Annotated in this window: 20 protein-coding genes and 1 pseudogene; 8 read left to right on the forward strand and 13 right to left on the reverse strand. The window is 43.7% G+C overall.

Features of this window, described 5'->3' with window-relative positions; genetic code table 11:
* Window positions 1–271: 271 nt before the first annotated feature.
* Window positions 272–466, reverse strand: coding sequence for a hypothetical protein (locus F6K49_RS20530; protein ID WP_293030565.1), 195 nt, complete (start codon window positions 464–466; stop codon window positions 272–274).
* Window positions 467–629: 163 nt separating this feature from the next.
* On the opposite strand from F6K49_RS20530, the gene F6K49_RS20535 reads away from it, so the two are divergent.
* Window positions 630–773: a hypothetical protein gene (locus tag F6K49_RS20535; protein ID WP_293099615.1), complete on the forward strand. Its 144-nt coding sequence runs from the start codon at window positions 630–632 to the stop codon at window positions 771–773.
* Here the strand turns inward: F6K49_RS20535 and proX are convergent.
* Window positions 770–1,792: a glycine betaine/L-proline ABC transporter substrate-binding protein ProX gene (gene proX, locus F6K49_RS20540; RefSeq protein WP_293099618.1), complete on the reverse strand. Its 1,023-nt coding sequence runs from the start codon at window positions 1,790–1,792 to the stop codon at window positions 770–772. The two genes, F6K49_RS20535 and proX, sit on opposite strands and share 4 nt — an antisense overlap.
* Window positions 1,793–2,139: 347 nt before the next feature.
* Between proX and F6K49_RS20545 the strand changes: the two genes are divergently transcribed.
* From F6K49_RS20545 to F6K49_RS20570, 6 genes are all read left to right on the forward strand, one after another.
* Window positions 2,140–2,265 carry a hypothetical protein gene (locus F6K49_RS20545; protein ID WP_293045587.1) on the forward strand — a complete coding sequence of 42 codons (126 nt, stop codon included), beginning with the start codon at window positions 2,140–2,142 and terminating at the stop codon, window positions 2,263–2,265.
* 186 nt (window positions 2,266–2,451) lie between these two features.
* On the forward strand, window positions 2,452–2,820 hold the full coding sequence (locus tag F6K49_RS20550; protein ID WP_293080570.1) for a hypothetical protein: 369 nt from the start codon (window positions 2,452–2,454) through the stop codon (window positions 2,818–2,820).
* Between the two features lie 18 nt (window positions 2,821–2,838).
* Window positions 2,839–2,982, forward strand: coding sequence for a hypothetical protein (locus F6K49_RS20555; RefSeq protein WP_293073540.1), 144 nt, complete (start codon window positions 2,839–2,841; stop codon window positions 2,980–2,982).
* 195 nt (window positions 2,983–3,177) lie between these two features.
* The gene (locus F6K49_RS20560; protein WP_293080572.1) at window positions 3,178–4,602 is read left to right on the forward strand and encodes a pyridoxal-dependent decarboxylase; all 1,425 of its coding nucleotides are present in this window, start codon (window positions 3,178–3,180) and stop codon (window positions 4,600–4,602) included.
* Window positions 4,603–4,610: 8 nt separating this feature from the next.
* Window positions 4,611–5,063, forward strand: a complete 453-nt coding sequence (locus tag F6K49_RS20565) for a class I SAM-dependent methyltransferase (RefSeq protein ID WP_293099623.1) — start codon at window positions 4,611–4,613, stop codon at window positions 5,061–5,063.
* 3 nt (window positions 5,064–5,066) lie between these two features.
* On the forward strand, window positions 5,067–5,273 hold the full coding sequence (locus F6K49_RS20570; RefSeq protein WP_293099626.1) for a hypothetical protein: 207 nt from the start codon (window positions 5,067–5,069) through the stop codon (window positions 5,271–5,273).
* 223 nt (window positions 5,274–5,496) lie between these two features.
* On the opposite strand, the pseudogene F6K49_RS20575 reads toward F6K49_RS20570, so the two are convergent.
* The 9 genes and pseudogenes from F6K49_RS20575 to F6K49_RS20615 form a co-directional block, all read right to left on the reverse strand.
* Window positions 5,497–6,297, reverse strand: a pseudogene (locus F6K49_RS20575) (class I SAM-dependent methyltransferase); the annotation flags it as partial.
* Between the two features lie 21 nt (window positions 6,298–6,318).
* Complete coding sequence (locus F6K49_RS20580) at window positions 6,319–7,821, reverse strand: TauD/TfdA family dioxygenase (protein WP_293099629.1); 1,503 nt, start codon at window positions 7,819–7,821, stop codon at window positions 6,319–6,321.
* Between the two features lie 29 nt (window positions 7,822–7,850).
* Window positions 7,851–9,140, reverse strand: a complete 1,290-nt coding sequence (locus F6K49_RS20585; RefSeq protein ID WP_293099632.1) for a cysteate synthase — start codon at window positions 9,138–9,140, stop codon at window positions 7,851–7,853.
* 466 nt (window positions 9,141–9,606) lie between these two features.
* Window positions 9,607–11,355 carry a diflavin flavoprotein gene (locus F6K49_RS20590; RefSeq protein WP_293099636.1) on the reverse strand — a complete coding sequence of 583 codons (1,749 nt, stop codon included), beginning with the start codon at window positions 11,353–11,355 and terminating at the stop codon, window positions 9,607–9,609.
* A gap of 530 nt (window positions 11,356–11,885) precedes the next feature.
* A complete protein-coding gene (locus F6K49_RS20595) occupies window positions 11,886–13,604 on the reverse strand; it encodes a diflavin flavoprotein (RefSeq protein WP_293080596.1) in 1,719 nt (572 codons plus the stop codon).
* Window positions 13,605–13,802: 198 nt separating this feature from the next.
* Window positions 13,803–14,078 (reverse strand): hypothetical protein, encoded by a 276-nt coding sequence (locus F6K49_RS20600; RefSeq protein WP_293099641.1) that lies wholly within the window; start codon window positions 14,076–14,078, stop codon window positions 13,803–13,805.
* Window positions 14,079–14,093: 15 nt separating this feature from the next.
* Complete coding sequence (locus F6K49_RS20605) at window positions 14,094–15,245, reverse strand: transposase (protein WP_293099644.1); 1,152 nt, start codon at window positions 15,243–15,245, stop codon at window positions 14,094–14,096.
* A gap of 88 nt (window positions 15,246–15,333) precedes the next feature.
* Window positions 15,334–15,510 carry a hypothetical protein gene (locus tag F6K49_RS20610; RefSeq protein ID WP_293099647.1) on the reverse strand — a complete coding sequence of 59 codons (177 nt, stop codon included), beginning with the start codon at window positions 15,508–15,510 and terminating at the stop codon, window positions 15,334–15,336.
* Window positions 15,511–15,591: 81 nt separating this feature from the next.
* Entirely contained in the window at window positions 15,592–16,008 is a 417-nt protein-coding gene (locus F6K49_RS20615; RefSeq protein ID WP_293099650.1) for an IS607 family transposase, read from the reverse strand.
* A gap of 230 nt (window positions 16,009–16,238) precedes the next feature.
* Between F6K49_RS20615 and F6K49_RS20620 the strand changes: the two genes are divergently transcribed.
* The gene (locus F6K49_RS20620) at window positions 16,239–17,036 is read left to right on the forward strand and encodes a pantothenate kinase (RefSeq protein WP_293099652.1); all 798 of its coding nucleotides are present in this window, start codon (window positions 16,239–16,241) and stop codon (window positions 17,034–17,036) included.
* Window positions 17,037–17,068: 32 nt separating this feature from the next.
* Here F6K49_RS20620 and F6K49_RS20625 read toward each other — a convergent pair whose 3' ends face one another.
* Together F6K49_RS20625 and F6K49_RS20630 are read right to left on the reverse strand one after the other, a co-directional pair.
* Entirely contained in the window at window positions 17,069–17,524 is a 456-nt protein-coding gene (locus tag F6K49_RS20625) for an NUDIX hydrolase (protein ID WP_293099661.1), read from the reverse strand.
* Between the two features lie 147 nt (window positions 17,525–17,671).
* Window positions 17,672–17,818, reverse strand: coding sequence for a hypothetical protein (locus tag F6K49_RS20630; RefSeq protein WP_293099654.1), 147 nt, complete (start codon window positions 17,816–17,818; stop codon window positions 17,672–17,674).
* Window positions 17,819–17,894: the final 76 nt, after the last annotated feature.

A 17,894-nucleotide genomic window follows, 5' to 3' on the forward strand; every position in this document is an offset into this window, starting at 1 on the left:
GACCACATGATCTTATAAAATATTTTGAGGAAAAGGCAAAAAGCAAAAGGCAACAAGCAACAGATAAAAAATACAAGTCTCAAACATAAAAAAAAGCCGTAGACATAATGTCCACGGCTTTTTCAATGCCACAGTAAGTGGATTTAAATTTTGATGTCAGTCAGATCCCAAACCTAACCTGATGTGATGTTATTTGATTGGCCAAAGGTCACGCTATCCGACCAGACCGGAGCCTTTATCCTGGGGGAAAACCCCCCAGAAATTTAAGCTGTTATGGCAACAGCCAATACTTCATCATTGTAGTAATCACTTCGTCTGGAACATCAGTCGGCTCCAGAGGGCTCCACTCGCAAATCTCGGCATAGCCAAAGACATAAAGCATGTGCATACTATGCATTACTGCTTGACGAGAGCCTTTCATAGTGTGCTCAACAGGTTGTTTTTTTAGGTTTGGGTTTTTTGACATGAATCAAAGATTGAATTCGTCGTTATATTTATAATAATAATGATTATTAATAGGTTTGTCAAGGGTTTAAAAAAATTTTTTTTTGGAAGTTTTAGGGGGAATAAAAAAAAGCGAACGCTTTTTTTGTTGATATATTTTTACTTATCTAGCCTTTATAATGCCGATGAGATACACAAATTTTTTCCCTACTCCCTACTCCCTACTCCCTACTCCCTACTCCCTACTCCCTACTCCCTACTCCCTACTCCCTACTCCCTACTCCCTACTCCCTATTCCCTATTCCCTATTCCCTATTCCCTATTTTTAAATAGAATCCCCTCCTGCCTTTTTTGCCTCTTCTACCCACTTATCAAACAACTCTTGATTATTCTCAACCCATTCTTTAGCATGGCGGCGTATATCTTCTGGAGTGTTCTCACCCTCTTTGATCTTTAGGCTTTCAACGTTAATGTCCTCAGCCGGAATTTGAACTAGTTCAAACCAACGCTTGGCAACTGGGTTAGCTGCCAAAAATTTCTTGTTAGCAAAAATGCGCTGACGATCCACAGCAAATCCGAGATTTTTTCCGTCTACTGAGGTTTCTTTTTCGGTTATATTTTTTTGCAATTCAGGAAGAGATGTAAAGGGAACTTCTAACCAAACTACATCTTGCGTCGGTTTTAATACGGTAGATATCCAGTGAGGATTATAAGCATAATATAAAACACTTTCCCCTTGCTTGTAGCGAGTCATAACATCTGCAAGTAGCACAATGTATTGTCCTCTAGTGTGTTCAACCGTATCTTCTAATCCGTAAGCTTTAAGGTGATGATCGATTACTATTTCGCAAAACCAACCAGGATCACAACCGATTAAATTGGCTTTACCATTGCCATCTGTATCAAATAGTTTCGCAATTTTTGGGTCTTTAAATTGTTCCAGGTTATTAATATTATATTTATCAGCAGTTTTTTTATCGATCTGATAGCCTTGTATCCCATCAGGAGTAAGAACTCCAACTCGCTCTAACTTTTTGGTACCCCCAGCATTTTCAAAGAATTCTTGGTGTCCTCTTTCATAGTTAATAGTACTATAATCTAGGTCGCCATTAGCCACAGACACATAAATAACCGGATAGCTAATTTCTTTCGGTTTTTCTATTTCATAACCAAGTTTTTCCAGACCAATATTGACTATCTCGGTTTGAAACTGTTCCTCGATCCAGTTACTATGGGCAGAACGAACTTTAGTTTTTTTAACAGAGGACGTTGACTCACAGGCAATTGAACCCATTAAGCAAGCGATCAGAGTCATTCCTAACGTAATTTGTCTTACTTGTCGTTTCATGAAATCCTCTCCCAGGGTTTTTATCATGAAGTCTTACCTTCAGTCATAACTATAGCAGTTTTCAATGGGGTGAGGTACCTTCGTCTTGGGTTTTAGGGAGGAGGGAGTAGGGAGTAGGGAGTGTGGGGAGGGTTGGAAGTGTGGGAAGTGTGGGGAGGGGGCGCGGGGAGATGGGGGAGATTTGGATTAAGGGTAATTATCCTGACATCATATAAACCCAAATAATATATCCTAAACTATACTTATATTGCTATAATTTTAAAGTTAATAAAAAAAAACGATGCATCGCTAAAGTTATGCTTACGCTTTTTTTAGGTGTAATTTTTATGATAGCGTTTATCATACCTATGAGGCATACAAAATTTTTGCCCACTTTCCTGTTCCCTGTTCCCTGTTCCCTACTCTCTGCTCCCTGCTCCCTGCTCCCTGCTCCCTGCTCCCTGCTCCCTGCTCCCTGCTACCTAATAAATTAGCCTTCACCAACATCAAACTGGAGATGAAACTCCACTGACTGAATTAGATTTGTAAAAACATGATATCCTATAGGAAAGGTCAGAAAAACACTTATATCACACCCATTATATCTTCTGGCACTGCACCTCAAACAACAAGCAATTCTAATCCCTCATTTCATGGTTGACCAACAAAGAGGAGAGCTAATGAAAGGTACAGTTATCAAAAATCTCAAACTGATCAAAGTTGTTGACGGTGACACCATCAAGATACTCTTGGATAATGAGCAAGAATCAATTCGGTTTGTTTGTCTTGACACAGAGGAAAGTCAGCGCGCTGGCAGTAAACCTATAACCAACGCTGGCATCCTGGCCTCACAATGGGCGAAGGAGTATTTCGGGGCAAACGAGCAAGGGATACCCAATCAGGATGTATGGGTGGATCTTGAATTCGACACCAACGATCCGGTGGAGGTTTGCCTGGATAAACATCGGGGCAATTATGGGCGATTGCTCTGCTATATCTACAAAGCCGGAGAGCAGGATAATTTTAGGCGTTGCTTAATAATAGAATGATTTTAAGAGTTTTGTGGAATGGGCATCTTGCGTGGAACTGGCATCTTGCCAGTTTCAATATATTTTCGGGCGGGCAGGATGCCCACTCTACTTCTATTCAGCGCGAAGATTCAGCAACGCCTACAAATCGGTATTGTGCCGTTAACTATACCGATAGAATAATTAAAATTTTTCTATGGTTGCTTTAATAACAAAAACCTGTTATGATTGATATCATTGCCGATTATTAGCATTACACTAAATTATAGTATATCCGTCGATAATATCTCCAATTATAGCGTTTTTACTAGTAATAATATAGAGTAAATTTTCCCTACTCCCTACTCCCTAATCCCTACTCCCTACTCCCCACTCCCTATGAAAGATACAGAAACAACCCTGACTAAAGCCTTTACCATAATTCTCAACTATTTAGACGCTAATTTGGAACCCGATCCCAAAGTTGTTAATTATCAAACCGCTAATGATCTTAAGGAAAAACTCGATTTAACCTTACCCGATGAGGGAGTAGCGTTAGAAGCCTTAATTCCTATAGTAGAATCTTACCTGAACTATAGCGTTAGAACCGGTAGCACTCAATTTTTTAATCTACTTTTTAGTGGGTCTAGTATTCCGGGAATAATAGCCGACATGGTGACCAGTGCCACCAATACTACCATGCACACCTATGATGTCGCCCCAGTAGCCACCCTGATGGAAATAGAATTGATTAAACAATTGAACAGTTTAGTGGGGTTTAATCCAGGTGAAGGGTTGATGGTAACTGGAGGAAGTAATGCTAATCTGATCGGAATGCTTTGTGGACGACATCAAGTTTTACCGGAAGCTAAATTGCAGGGATTGGGTAATCATCAGTTAGTCGCCTTTGTTTCCGATCAAGCTCATTATTCCTATTTAAAAGCTGCCAATTTGTTAGGGATTGGTATCAAAAATTTAGTCAAGGTTAAGTCTGATGTTGATGGCAAAATGATTCCCGAAGCACTAGAAGCTGCGATTCAACAGAGCTTATCAGAAGAAAAAACACCGTTCTTTGTGGGTGCAACTGCCGGTACAACTGTTTTAGGAGCCTTCGATCCGTTACCAACCCTTGCCGAAATTACTAGGAAATATGGCTTGTGGCTGCATGTGGATGCGGCTTGGGGTGGGCCGGTTTTATTTAGTGAAAAACACCAGCATTTGTTAGCAGGAAGTGAGTTATTTGATTCCTTTACTTGGGATGCTCATAAGTTAATGGGAGTTCCTTTAATTTGTTCGGCTATTTTAGTCAAAGAAAAAGGAATATTGTCAGAGGCTTGTTCTGGGGGAGGTACCGATTATCTATTCCATGATGATGAAAATAATTTCTATAATTTAGGGACTAAGTCGTTACAATGTGGTCGGAGAGTAGATGCCCTAAAATTATGGCTGTGTTGGAAATACTATGGTAAAAAAGGTTATGAGCAGCTGGTCAATCATTTATTTGACCTAGCTAATTACGCCACCGAGTATATCCGCCGTTGCGATAATTTAGAATTAATCGCTGAACCACAATTTTTGAATATTTGTTTCCGTTATATCCCCAAAGATGAACCGCTTGACGCTACTGGGTTAGACCAGCTGAATCTAGACATACGCAACCAATTATTTCATACTGGAACAGCTTTTGTCAACTATGCTCATTATCAAGGTCTGGTTATGATTCGGTTAATCCTGGCTAACCCTGAATTGCAAAAAGCCGATCTAGAAACGTTTTTCCATAATTTACTTGATTATGGTAAACTATGTGAAGCTGTTAAAGGATAGAAGAAATAATGAAAGATAGCAAAGACTTTTACGAAGGGATCGGATTGACTTTGCTCGATCCTCAAAATGAGACGGAAGGAGTCAGGGAGTATCAGAAGTTAGAAGAAGAATTTATCAAGAGAACCTTTGAAGGGGTGGATAGTGTTCTGGAGGTAGGATGTGGTGAGGGACGTTATCTTCGTCATCTTGCTCCCCTTGTCGGTAAGATCACAGGAATTGATTTTGCTGAACAATTGGTAAACCTAGCTAAAGAATCAACTGCCACTTTTGATAATGTAAACGTCATTCTCGGAAGAGCAGAACATTTACCCACTCTGGTTCAAGAAACTTTTACTTATGCTTTATTGGGATGGAATACGATTGGCAATATTCCTCAAGAAGTTCATGAAATTATTTTCGATAATCTCGAAAAACTAGTAGAGGAAAAGATATTTATTTCGACTTTCAAATGTGGTCCATAAGTCATGGATGAGCGCTTACGCTTTTATGCTAAAACGGGTTTAAAAGTAGAAAGTATCAATGGCAATCAAGTGATTTTAGAAGGGGGTTCCCATTGTCCTAATGCTTATCCTTTCAGCTATTTCCAGGAGTTGCTTGAATCTATAGGATTTTCTATGGAAACTCATGATTTGGGCTGGGTTGGTGTGATGATCGAAGGAAGTAAAAAATAACTTGACTGAATGAGATTTTACCGGGAGCATGTCAGTTTTGTTAATTCCTGATTCAGATCCCCCTAAATCCCCCTTAATAAGGGGGACTTTTCAATCTAATTCCTGAATCTAATTCCCCCCTTCGTTAAGGGGGGTTAGGGGGGATATATGTACATAATTACAAAGGTGACATACTCCCGATTTTCTCCACCTTGAGGAAAATATCAACAATCACAACAGGGCTTTAAAGGTCAGATTTAAGATCATAGACATATACCGTAGCCTCCCCATGGGAAGCACGCCCTGCAAGCGCCCCATTGATTAGCTCCTTTGCAGAGCCATCCCCTAGCACCCCCTCGACCTTAGCCACAAACTGACTCATTTCATCAGGTGTCAGCAATGCAAATGCCACATCTGTTGACCGCCAACCAGGGTCAAGGCTTAGCCTCACCATCTTTTCATCCTGGGCTTCAATCCAGTGGGATTCCGCTGGGCTTACATTACCAGTCATGGTGAACCCCATTTTTTCCATCAGCGATGTGAACCAAACACCCTCGGTCAGGGACCAGACCGAATCCAGACGCTCCCAGGCTGATTCTGGAAATAGGTTAAAATGCCAGTAAGCTTTACGACGCTGCTCTCGGCTAGTAGTCACAAGTACAAGTCGTCCACCAGCTTTCAGCACTCGTTTTGCTTCCGCGATCGCCCGCTCACATTGCTCCCTTAAAGACGTTGAAGTTTCGCCTGAATGCACATCTTCCCCTCCAAGGTGGTGTAGCACTTGGGCCAACAGCACTAGGTCAAAGCAACCGTCCTCAAAAGGAAGCTTGGTGACAGAACCCACTTCAAAGCTGGCATTGTCCAAGTCTTGACAATTTTCTTGGGCGATCGCAATCCTCGCGGAATCTGTGTCAATTCCCACAACTTTACTGGCCACCTCAGCAAGGTATCGTGCGTGCTGCCCTGTGCCGCAGCCAGCGTCTAACACCACATCTCCTGGGCGGACAAATCCCAAGATCTCTTTTACCCCAAAGGGGCTGCGTGCTTGGTTGTATTGGGCCGCTGACTAGTCGGAATTATCATCGCTAAGTGCTCCCAGGACAAAGATCTGGTGCTGTACTTCCTGGTTGCTTTCAATCCCCACAAATGAGTGCTTATGTACCACCTCAGCCACCCCTGTGGTCACTAGTCGGCTAACCTCGGCAGTGTATTCACTCTCGGCTTCCCGCATTGACAAGACTACGAGTCCGCCATCCTTTGTGACCCGGATGAACTCTTCCAAGGCTGGTTGTGCTCGAATCTGGCTTCCTGAAAGCCCTCCCACACACAGCACAGCATCGTACTGACGGTCGGGTATGGGCAAGGGTTGATTAGCATCTTCTACATGATACTTATGGTAGAGTTCCCGGCGACGCGCCTCGAACAACATCTCGGTGGAAACGTCCATTGCCTCTAGGTTGGTGAGGCCATGATTACGCATCAACAGCAAGGCATTCTTCCCTGTACCAGCCGCCACATCCAAGATTAGTGGTTTATCGGTTTGCACCAGTTGACCGAGATATTGCGCCAAAATATCCGTGGCAATGGCTGGGATTTTGTAGCCAGCTCGATTTACATCCTGTTCATAGCGGAATGCCCATTCCTGATAACCAGCCTGATTGTCATCTTGCTTGAGGTAGTGCTCGATATTACTGATGGCTTCTTTGACATCCCCTGTTTCCCCTACATAACGCTCTGTCCGCAGATAAGGGTCGTGAGCCACCACCCGATGCATTCGGTGTAGCCCTTGGTTGTCTGCCCTAGCCAGGTGCTGCACTCCCAAGTTGTCCGAGATCACCACATCCCCCTTAGTCCAGGAATGGCAAAGAACCTGGTCTGGACGGTTGGCTTCGTCAAAGACGCGGTTCAAAAGTTCCGTACTCTCCTCTTCCGACATTCCTAGCAAGGACACGGTGAAATTTGGGTTTAGATAGAGCAGTGGAACACCTGTGTCGGGATGCTTAATCACTGCCGGATGAATAGCCTGCACGTCATTAGTCACATCATCCGGTGGGTTGACCCGGGCATAACCCTTCTGGAGAGAGTGGAGAGCGCTGATACCATGCAACTGCTCCCTTAGTTCTGGTGACAGATTGCGGTACATTTGGTTAGCACTTTGGAAGCAGGTATTACCACCGCTAGGAGCCAGGATTTCCCCACAGAGTACGCTCGCCCGGGATGGGTTAACTCGCCAGCTCATATTTGAGTCGAACAAGAATGAATCCGCTGGAGTCCCCGTGTCACCGATGGTTTCGAGAATTTGCACCTTGCCAGCGGTGTCTTTGGGTGCGTTTACTGGGTGGTAGTTTTCAACTTGGCCAAAAAGTCCCGCTAACTTTAACAGGCTGGCGTCAGCTTGGATTGGTTGAGGGCCGACACTGCCTCCGTCAGCAGGAATAATCACTACCCCATTTTCGTAGAGCAGCTCTCGAATGCGATCGCATTGTTCTGGGGAATTAAGATCAACGTTCGTCAGCTTCACCCCAAACGGTTTGAGTTGATGGACTGCAAGAGTGGATAGGGTTTTCATGGATATTAAACTGTTTAACTGGTAAACCGTTATGATACAGTCGTAATGGTCTGTTCCAGAAAATCAGGCTCGATCTCTTCAGGTTTAAAAACTAAATCAGGTTTGAGGTAGTGTAACGGATAATCTTGGCGCATCCGTTTATACCCTCCACTAGTAATGTTGAGCACAATGGTGTCCTTTTTACCTATTTTACCCGCTTCAACTGCTTGAATTAAAGCACCAGTTGCCACACCGGCAGCAGGACTAACATCTATTCCTTCCAATTCCTCAAATAAAGCCCTTGCTTTTTCTGATTCGTCATTAGTCACACCATACATTTCTCCATCAGTATCAGCCAATGCTTCATAAACCCCTCCCGCAAGAGAGTAAGCTGGGTTGCGGTTAGTAAGTACCTTTGCCGAAACCTGACTAATGGATTTTTTTGCTTCTATTTCGCTCAAAGCAGTAATTTCTCGCTTACCCGCTTTCCAAGCATCGGTCATGGGTGTAAAAGGAATGTTTTGACAGAGGTGAAGCTTCATTTTTTTGTTGCCAAATCTCCCATCTGCTAAAAATCTGAGATTGGCTTCGTAAGCTGAAATCCCACCAGTACCGGAACCGACGGCTTGGAAATAGTGATCAGGAATTTCTCCAATGGTGACTGTAGCATCCACAACGGTTAGCCCCATGCCATCCCGTCTGGCTACATTTTTAGCTCCTCCTTCCGGAAAGAAGCCCTCTAATTGACTGATGATTTGTCCGATACGAATGGCATCGGAGTAGTCACCATTCCCACCAACAGCGATTAGACGAACACAAGAAGAATCAAACGGCTCCTTTGACCAGATGGCGGATAAATTTTGCTCTGGAATAACCAAGCAGAAGGGGATTTTCAGCTTAGAGCAAACTGTAGCAAACGCTCGGCCCGTATTTCCAGCTGAAGCAACGACTAGGGTTTTGGGGTTATCCTCTGGTATTCTCGCTAAGATCGGGAAAGCTTCTAATTCTTTAAACGAACAAGTCGAAAGATGAGCATCTCGCTCTGGCCAGTAGCCATTGAAACAAATGAAAAGATTATCTAATCCGAGATGGTGAGCCAGATTTTTACTTTGATAAGTAATCGGTTTACCATCTGCCTCTAAGTATCGATCAACCGGTAGCCAATCGATATATCGAAATAAACCTGGGAGATTCTCTTTGACTTCTAGCTTTTCGTTAGCATAGACAGCACGCAGAAGGGATGGCTCATGTTTCTCGTCACAGCAAAGGCGGAAAGGGTCTGGTTCATACTCTTTTCCACACAAAGTGCAACGTAGGATATATTTGAGTTTAGACTTCATTGTGATTAGTCCTTGGCTACCGGAATATTCTAACAGCTAGTGGAAAATAGTCCCATTTGGAAGTAGGGAATAGGGAGTAGGGAGTAGGGAGTAGGGAGGGTGGAGAGATGGGGAGATGGGGAGATGGGGAGATGGGGAGATGGGGAGATTTTTATGAAGTATAATAATCGTGGCTATAGTTTTAGGGTTTAAAAAAAAAGCGACACTCTTTCCTGAGCATCACTTTTTTTAGGTCTATAGCAGTCGAATTCAAAGTTAAGACATAGTTCTATTCGGGAGCATGTCAGATCCCCCTAAATCCCCCTTAATAAGGGGGACTTTTGAATATAATTCCCCCCTTTTTTAAGGGGGGTTTTAATATAATTCCCCCCTTTTTTAAGGGGGGTTAGGGGGGATCTATATACTTATTAACAAAGGTGACATGCTTCCTTCTATTCCCTATTCCCTGTTCCCTTTATAAAAAATATTAATAATAGGTTCCCGACTTACGATGATGCAGGGCAGTTACTCCATCAGATAGCACCTTCCCATTTTTAACTACCCCATAAACTAGCCAGTGGTCACCACATTCCATCCGATTTTCTACAGTACATTCCAAATAAGCTAGGGCATCACTTAGTATTGGACAACCATTTTCTGCTTCTTCGATCTTTATGCCACCAAATCGGTCTTCACCAGGGCCAAAGGGTTTAAGAAACTGTTTCATCAAGGGTAAATGTTTACCATCTTCTAACACATTCAAGACAAAGTTATCTCCAGTGTGCATCAAAGACTCAACTGCTCGTTCTTTAGCTACCGCTACGGTTAACCCTGGAGGAGTAAAGGTAGCTTGAGATACCCAGGAAGCTAGCATCGCTCCGGTCAGGTCTTGTTGTTTAGTAGTCACAACACACAGTGAACCAATCAACCGTCCCACCGCTTGCTCCGTGCGGGCAGCGGAAGACTCACCAGCAGGTTGCTTGGGTTTCCGGGCTTTTTTGGCTTTTTTCAGGGCTTGAGCAAAATCTGTACCGGCTTCTTCACAGTATTTGAGGTCTTTGTCCGTAGGCTTAAATTTGACCCGAATCGTGTCAAAGCCAAACTGGTAACCCGCATCCCGGAACTTACTTTCTAATAGGTCAATGGCTTCCCCACTCCAGCCATAGGAACCAAAAACACCCGCTAGCTTAGTTTTCGTAGCGCTAGATAAAACCATACCCAAAGCGGTTTGAACCTGGGTTGGTGCATGACCTCCTAGGGTAGGAGAACCCATGATAAATCCGTCTGCTTTCTCCACAGCATCGCCAATCTCTTCCGGCTCAGCTGCCTCACAGTTAAGGGATTCTACCGATACACCAGCTTTAGTGATACCTCGTGCGATCGCTTGGGCAATAGCTCCAGTATTGCCGTAAGCTGAGGCATAAATTAGGGCAACATTGGCCTCTTGAGCTTGTTGTTGCTTACTCCATTTCCCATAGGACTCAGTCAGTTCTTGAAAGCCATAGCGCACCAAGGGGCCGTGACCGGTAGCATAAAGCTTAGCATCAAAGTCTGCTAATTTAGCTAAAGCTGTTTCCACCTGTCGGGCGTGGGGTGCCATCAGGCAATCAAAATAATAGCGTCGGTCTTCGTTATAAACCCTCCAACCTTCATCCATTACCTGGTCGCCACAGACATGAGCACCAAATAATTTATCTGTAAATAGGATTTTAGTTTTAGGATCGTAGGTACAAAGCTGATCAGGGAAACGGGGATTAGGGGTAGGGATAAAGTCTAGGATGTGACCTTGACCTAAATCGAGAGTGTCATCCCCTTTCATCACCAGGATTTTGAGCTCCTGTTCTGGAATAGCTTTATCCTCTAGTTTCTCAAACAAAGTACGCAAGGATTTAGCACCAGGATTGGAACAAACAAAGGTAATCTCAGGAGCAAGCTTGAGCAGAGCATTCAGAGTAACCAGGCGATTGGGATTAATGTGACCAAGGATGACATAATCGATCAGCTTTGGGTCAAGGCGTTCTTGTAATGCTTTGAGAAACACCTCTGTAAAGGATTCTCCTGGTGGATCGAATAAGGCGATTTGATCAGCTCTAATTAGAAAAGAATTAGCAGTCGTGCCTCGTTGCAATGCATATTCGATTTCAAATTTGAGCCGGTCCCAAGTACGCGATCGCAATATGAGGGTATCGGTAGCAATATAGAGAGGTTGGACGTCACGGGGTTTTGTAGTGCTCATGCTTCAGGTTATCAGGTTGAAGGTTATCAGGTTGAAGGTTATCAGGTTGAAAGTTATCAGGTTGAAGGTTATCAGGTTGAAGGTTATCAGGTTGAAGGTTATCAGGTTGAAGGTTGAAGGTTATTTAGTTTAAGGTTATTTGGTTGAAGGTTGAAGGTTATTTAGTTTAAGGTTATTTGTTTGGTTTAAGCTTATTTGGTTAATCGGTTATTTGTTTGGTTTAAGGTTTAAGGTTATTTGTTTGGTTTAAGGTTATTTGGTTAATCGGTTATCAGCCGCTATCAGCTTAAAGGTTATCTTCTGATCCAACTAAACTTAAACCTTCAACAATCCCACCTTGGCCAAAAGGCCACGCAATCGCGTTCAACCTTCAACAATTAAACCTTCAACCTTCAACAATTAAACCTTCAACCTTCAACAATTAAACCTTCAACCAATCAACTTTCAACCTTCAACCTTCAACAATTCAACAATCCAACCTTCAACCTTCAACCTTCAACCTTCAACAATTCAACCAATTAACCTAATGTTTAGTAATGATTTCCCACTTTCCGATGGTGGATAGCAGTCAGAGACTCTGGCTTAGAAACCCTTCCGGTCTCAACGGTAGAGTAAACAATCCAATGATCACTACACTCCATACGGGTGGTAACTTTACACTCTAGATAGGCTAGGGCATCGCTCAGAATCGGGGAACCGTTTTCTGCGGTTTGTGTATTCACCCCTGCAAAGCGGTCAGCACCAGGTTTGAAGCGCTTGAGGAAGTGTTTCATTAAGTCTTGGTAGTTGCCTTCTTCGAGTACATTGAGTACAAAGCGGTCTCCCACTTGCATCAAGGATTCAATCGCCCGGTCTTTGGCTACAGCAATGGTGAAACCCAAAGGCTCGAAGCTAGCTTGGCTCACCCAAGAGGCTAACATGGCACTCTTGATATCCCCTTTCTTGGCCGTGATGATATATAATCCACCACTCAGGCGACCTAGGGCTTTGTCTAGGTCTGTATCTAGGGATTTCATGTTCTTGATCAAGCGATCGCGACTCAGCCATTGCCCCATGTCAGTACCAGCTTCTTCACAAAGCTTGTAAATGGTTTCACTAGGAGTGTCTTTGATCCGAATCGCAGGAAAGGCTTCTTTGAGTCCTAGGCTTCTAAATTGACTGCGTAGGGGGTCAATCGGTTCGTCATCTTCGCCATAGGATTCAAACAGACCAACGGATTGCTTGGATTTGACCGCAGCAAGTACCGTGCTAACTGCTGCTGTAGTGGTGCTGTTTGTGGTTGGAGGCATGCCAATCACTATGCCAGCAGCACGGTTAACTGCTTCCTGAACCTCTTGGGGGTCAGCGGATTTGAGGTCCATCATCTCCACAGCAATCTCAGTTTTGGTAATGCCTAGGGCTATGGCTTGAGAAATGCGATCGCTATAGCCATAATCTGAGACATAAAACACAACAACCGATTTTTCTGCCTTGGCCTTAGCTTGACTCCAGTCGCGGTAATTTCCTACCAGTTGTTCTACATTGTGGCGCAGTAGAGGACCATGACCATTAGCAACAGTAGTCACCTCTCCCAACTTGTCCATCCGCTTGAGAGCAGATAGCACTGAACGGGCGTTGGGAGCCATCAGGCATTCGTAGTAAAATCGATAATCTGCTTCGATAGCGCTGAGGTTGTCATCATAGGTGCTAGCAGAGCAATAGTGCATGCCAAATACATCACAAGTATACAGCACCTTAGTCCCGGCATCGTAAGTGAGCATGGTGTCGGGCCAATGGAGATTAGGGGCATTAACAAAATCCAGGATATGCCCATTGCCCAAATCTAGCTGATTACCACTTTTGACAATTTGCCGCTGAAACGGTTGGTGTACAAAGTCTTCCAGAAACTGAATCGCCACTTTTGAACCAACCACAGTAATATCTGGAGCCAGTGCAAGGATATCTTTAACTAACCCACTGTGGTCTGGTTCGGTATGGCTGATAATTAGGTAATCAATATCGGTAGGGTTAATTAGTCCGGTTAGAGTATCTAAATATAGCTGGCGGAATTTTTCATGGGACGTATCGACCAAGGCAATTTTCTCGCCCCGAATCAGATACGAGTTGTACGTGGTGCCGTTTTGTAGTCCAAATTCGATGTCGAAGCGATCGCGATCCCAATCCAAAGAACGAATAGTTGTGGTATCTGGAGCAATCTCGCTAGTCTCTATGGTTAGCCGCTTTTGAACCCGGTCAGTGAGTACTACCATCCCTTTACTCCTTTATCCGCTATTTTTAAGTTATGTAACTTTTCTTTATTTTTACACAAATATTTGCGAAAGCTGGATTAGGATATGCTATGGCTCTGATTTAGGATTTATTATGGTTCAGTCACCACCAATAGCTGATAGCTAACGCCCTAGGCTCATGCTACCCTTGCCAGCTATCAGCTATTCATGGTCAATGCTTTAGGGATGCTCAGCAGTAGTGAAGACTTGGATGAATTTCTGGAACAGTCGATTAAAACGATTTTGTGCTGCACCAGCTGATAGTTCTGGCACAGGAGACTGTTTGCCAATGATTCGTTCTAGTTCAGGGATAACGTCAATGATGACTTGACCGTTTTCTGCATCATGAATCTTACACAAACCTAGACATTCGGTCTGAAGTTCAATTCCTGCTTCGTTTTCTTGTACGTGGGAAGTCGGCTTCTTCCACTCCACAGGCGTTTGATCGATTGCCATCGACAGTGAGAGCCCCTACCGAGCTTCCCAACCCTCTATGTTGATTGCCGCGTTGAGATCCCGGTCTTCAACATTTCCACAGCCTCCACAAATATACACCCTTTCCTTCAACGGCATATTCTGTTTATGTCCGCATTTGTGGCAAGTCTTTGATGATGGAAACCACCTATCTACTAGGGTCAGCTTGAATCCATGAAATTTTTGCTTGTACGTCAGCAACTCTCTGAATCGGTATAATCCCAACAAGGAGATAGCCTCCGCTAGTTTATGATTAGCCAACATTCCCAATACGTTCAAGTCTTCAATTTTTATTTCTTGATAAGTCTGAGCTAATCGAGTGGTTTCCTTTTGCAAAAAATCCTCTCTAATGTTGGCAAGGTGCTTGTGTTGCTTTCTCAGTCTTTCATAGTAAGCCAGTGCGTTCTGACTGGGTTTTGTCAAAGTCTGACCGTTGCCTAACACCTTTTTGCGATTGCGCCACTGTAGCTTCGATAGCTTGGTTTTCGCTTTCTTTATCGAAGAGGGCGTTTCAATCTGGGTGCGGTCAGACAATGTGGCAAAGCACTTGACTCCGAGGTCTATTCCGACTTTCTGCTGGGTGTGTTTGATCCCAGGAACGGGACAAGCATCGATTTTGAAGGATACAAACCACTTCCCGGCAACTCTTGCAATTGTGTTCGCGTAGCGTGGCCATAGGCCAATGTTTGGGAAATACAGTTGTAAGGGATCGCCTCCAATAATGCTGAACCATCCCAAGGTAGGGATATTGATTTTTTTCCCGGCAAACAACAGTCGCTTACCGTTGCAGTCATCAACTGTGAAACTGCATTGATGACGCTTTTTATGAAATTTTGGCATCTTTGCTTTAAGCAATGGATCGCGCCAACGACTCAAAGCTTTAGCTAAGTTCCGGAATGCATTTTGGTAAATACGACTTGGATACTTGTTACACCAAGCGAACTCAGTACTTTTCTTAGTGACATTAGTGAACACCTTTTTAATAGCATTCAACCGTTTAGAATCGTTTGCTTTGAGATGATCCTCCTCCCATGATGCTTTCATCATCCCCAGTCCGTAATTGTAGACGAATCGGGATAATCCTGCGCACTGAGCTAGCCAATTGGCTTCGGTGTTATTAACTTTGAGTTCTCGTTTGATGGCATACATGAGACTACACCTTAGAATAAAGGAGCCTTAATTAATAAGTTTTAACCCTTTTACCCATGACCGACCAACTAGAAAGGCTCCTTTATTCTTACGGTAACTTCAAGGGAATTTCGACCATTATTTGGACTTCCCCTTCTACTTTAGCGCAATTATCCGGATTGTCGATGTTTTTGTCAATATTTTCTTGAATTGGTTGAAGATAACGCCTCAAACCATAGAGCCGACAAGAGAAACAGTGAATAATCGCCATCAGATCTTCAACCATCTCCTGTTGAGGGCGATGAGATTCATTATTGGTGACTATGATCTCACAGTTGGAGTACTCAGCTAATTGCAGGATTAAGTCTCAGGCAAATCTACATAATCTGTCCTTGTGAGCAACGATGATCATCGAGACTTGTCCGGAAAGCATCCGAAATAATAGATTTAGGAATTTTTTTCGTTTGAAGTTCATCCCTCCCCCCACCTCTTTGATTACCTGATCAATTTTGAGACCGGATGCATTACAAAAAGTATCCATAGCTTTGACTTGGTTTTCCAGGTCGGGTCTTTGAGCCTCTGATGAAACCCGACAATACACAACCACAGACCTTTTAATATCGTCTGAAAGCAAGCCTTTGAGTTGATTGATGTGTTTTTGGCTGTAAACTCTATGGTTTCCTAAAGTCCGATCAGCTATCAACTTTCCCGATATATCCCACCGTTGTAAAGTTCGGACAGTCACACCAGCTATTTTGGCGAATTCGTGAGGTCTGTAATGCATAATTCGACAGTTCTGTGGAGGTTTGTCGAATATTGTGTAAGATTTAACGACTAAACGTCAACTCTTCCGGAACAGGGATTTTTTCCCACTGTGACTAGTCTTCCCAAAAAAAGAAATCTAGAATCGATTAGGCAAAGAAAAAGGCAAAAGGCAAATTTATTTCCCCGACTCCCGACTCCCGACTCCCATTAACCCAGTAATTTGTACTTCACCGAATTGATAACTGCTATATGACAACTAAGGCAAACAGCTTTTTAGGATTAGTGATTGGCAATTCCCGGCTACATTGGGCTTGGTTTGTGGATAACACCCTGAAAAAAGCCTGGGATACCAACCATCTAACCCCAGCAGCTGTAGCGCAGTTAATCAAGGACTGGAGGTCTAATGTAATGTCAGCGGAAATTTTACCACCCCAGTTAAAAGCTCAGGGTAAAGACCCATCCAAGCCATTACCGCTTTATATTGCTTCAGTAGTACCTGCCCAAACAGCACTCTGGCAAAACTATTCCGATACTACAATATTGACCCTGGCAGATTTACCCCTTTGCGGACTATATCCCACCCTAGGCATTGACCGCGCCTTGGCCGTATTTGGTGCTGGTAATAGGTATAGTTATCCAGTTTTAGTTATTGATGCTGGTACTGCTCTAACCTTTACTGGGGCTAACCAAAACCTACAGCTAATCGGAGGAGCTATCTTACCAGGATTGGGATTACAGTTACAGTCTCTAGCACAAAAAACTGGAGCATTACCTGCGATTGAACTACCAGCTCAGTTACCAAAGCGTTGGTCACTGGAGACATCAGAGGCAATAGCAAGTGGTGTTGTCTATACAGTATTGGCTAGTATCCGGGATTTTATTGAGGATTGGCAAAGGCAGTTTCCCAAGAGCCTGATTGCTCTGACTGGTGGTGACTCTGAGCAGTTAGTTACTTATCTCCAATCCCAATTTCCTGCAATAGCGGCTCAGATTATTGTTGATCCTTACTTAATCTTTTGGGGAATGTTGTCAGTGGTTGGTAGTTAGTTGCTGCGGTAACTGTTGTGGGGAATGGGGAATTAAGCAACAGTGATATTACCCTCAAAATAGTCCTGTAACTGACGGTCATGGTCATGGCTGAGGTTTCCCTTAGGGATAGCTTCCGGTTCAAACGCCTTGACTTCACTAATTTCCAAGACGTCCTGTACCTCCATAGTTCCGGTGACATCAGCTTCTACCAGAATACAGATAGAATGGACTCTGGGATCTCTTCCTGGTGCTGAGTAAACCCCAACTAACTGGTGAATCTTGAGCAACTCCAGTCCAGTTTCCTCAAATAATTCCCGTTCGATAGTCGTTGGAATATCTTGACCCCAGTTAACTATACCTCCTGGTAGAGCCCACTTACCATTGTCACGACGTCGAACTAGCACAATTCGCCCATCCGGCAAGAGTGGAATGATGCTCGTACCGGTAATAGGATGTCGAAATATAATCCCAATAACGGTTTGGACAAATTGCCATAATCTTCTCATGTGATGATAGGGCTGTTGATTGTGTGTGTTGGTTTTACTGACTGCTATGATAGACATTATGGATGCAAGTTCGGTAACGTCAGTGATTGAAAAGTCCATTGTGATTCAATTCAACATTGAACGTCTGAGTAGTTAACAGCTAGGAGCCTAAGGAATACCTGACCGGTTCATAGGCGAATCACTTATGGTTAAATCTCTGTCTTGATGCAAAGCACGATTGGGGGGATACCACGCCAGTCGCTCATGGGGAAAACCCCCTTTGGCCGCACTGACTACCCTGTTCCATTGCTGCATAGCTGTCATAACCTGGGTAGATATGCACCAGTGCTTCGGCCTCTCACCGACCTTCATCTGAACTTGTTCGCTCAGA

This window comes from Moorena sp. SIO3I6 (assembly GCF_010672095.1).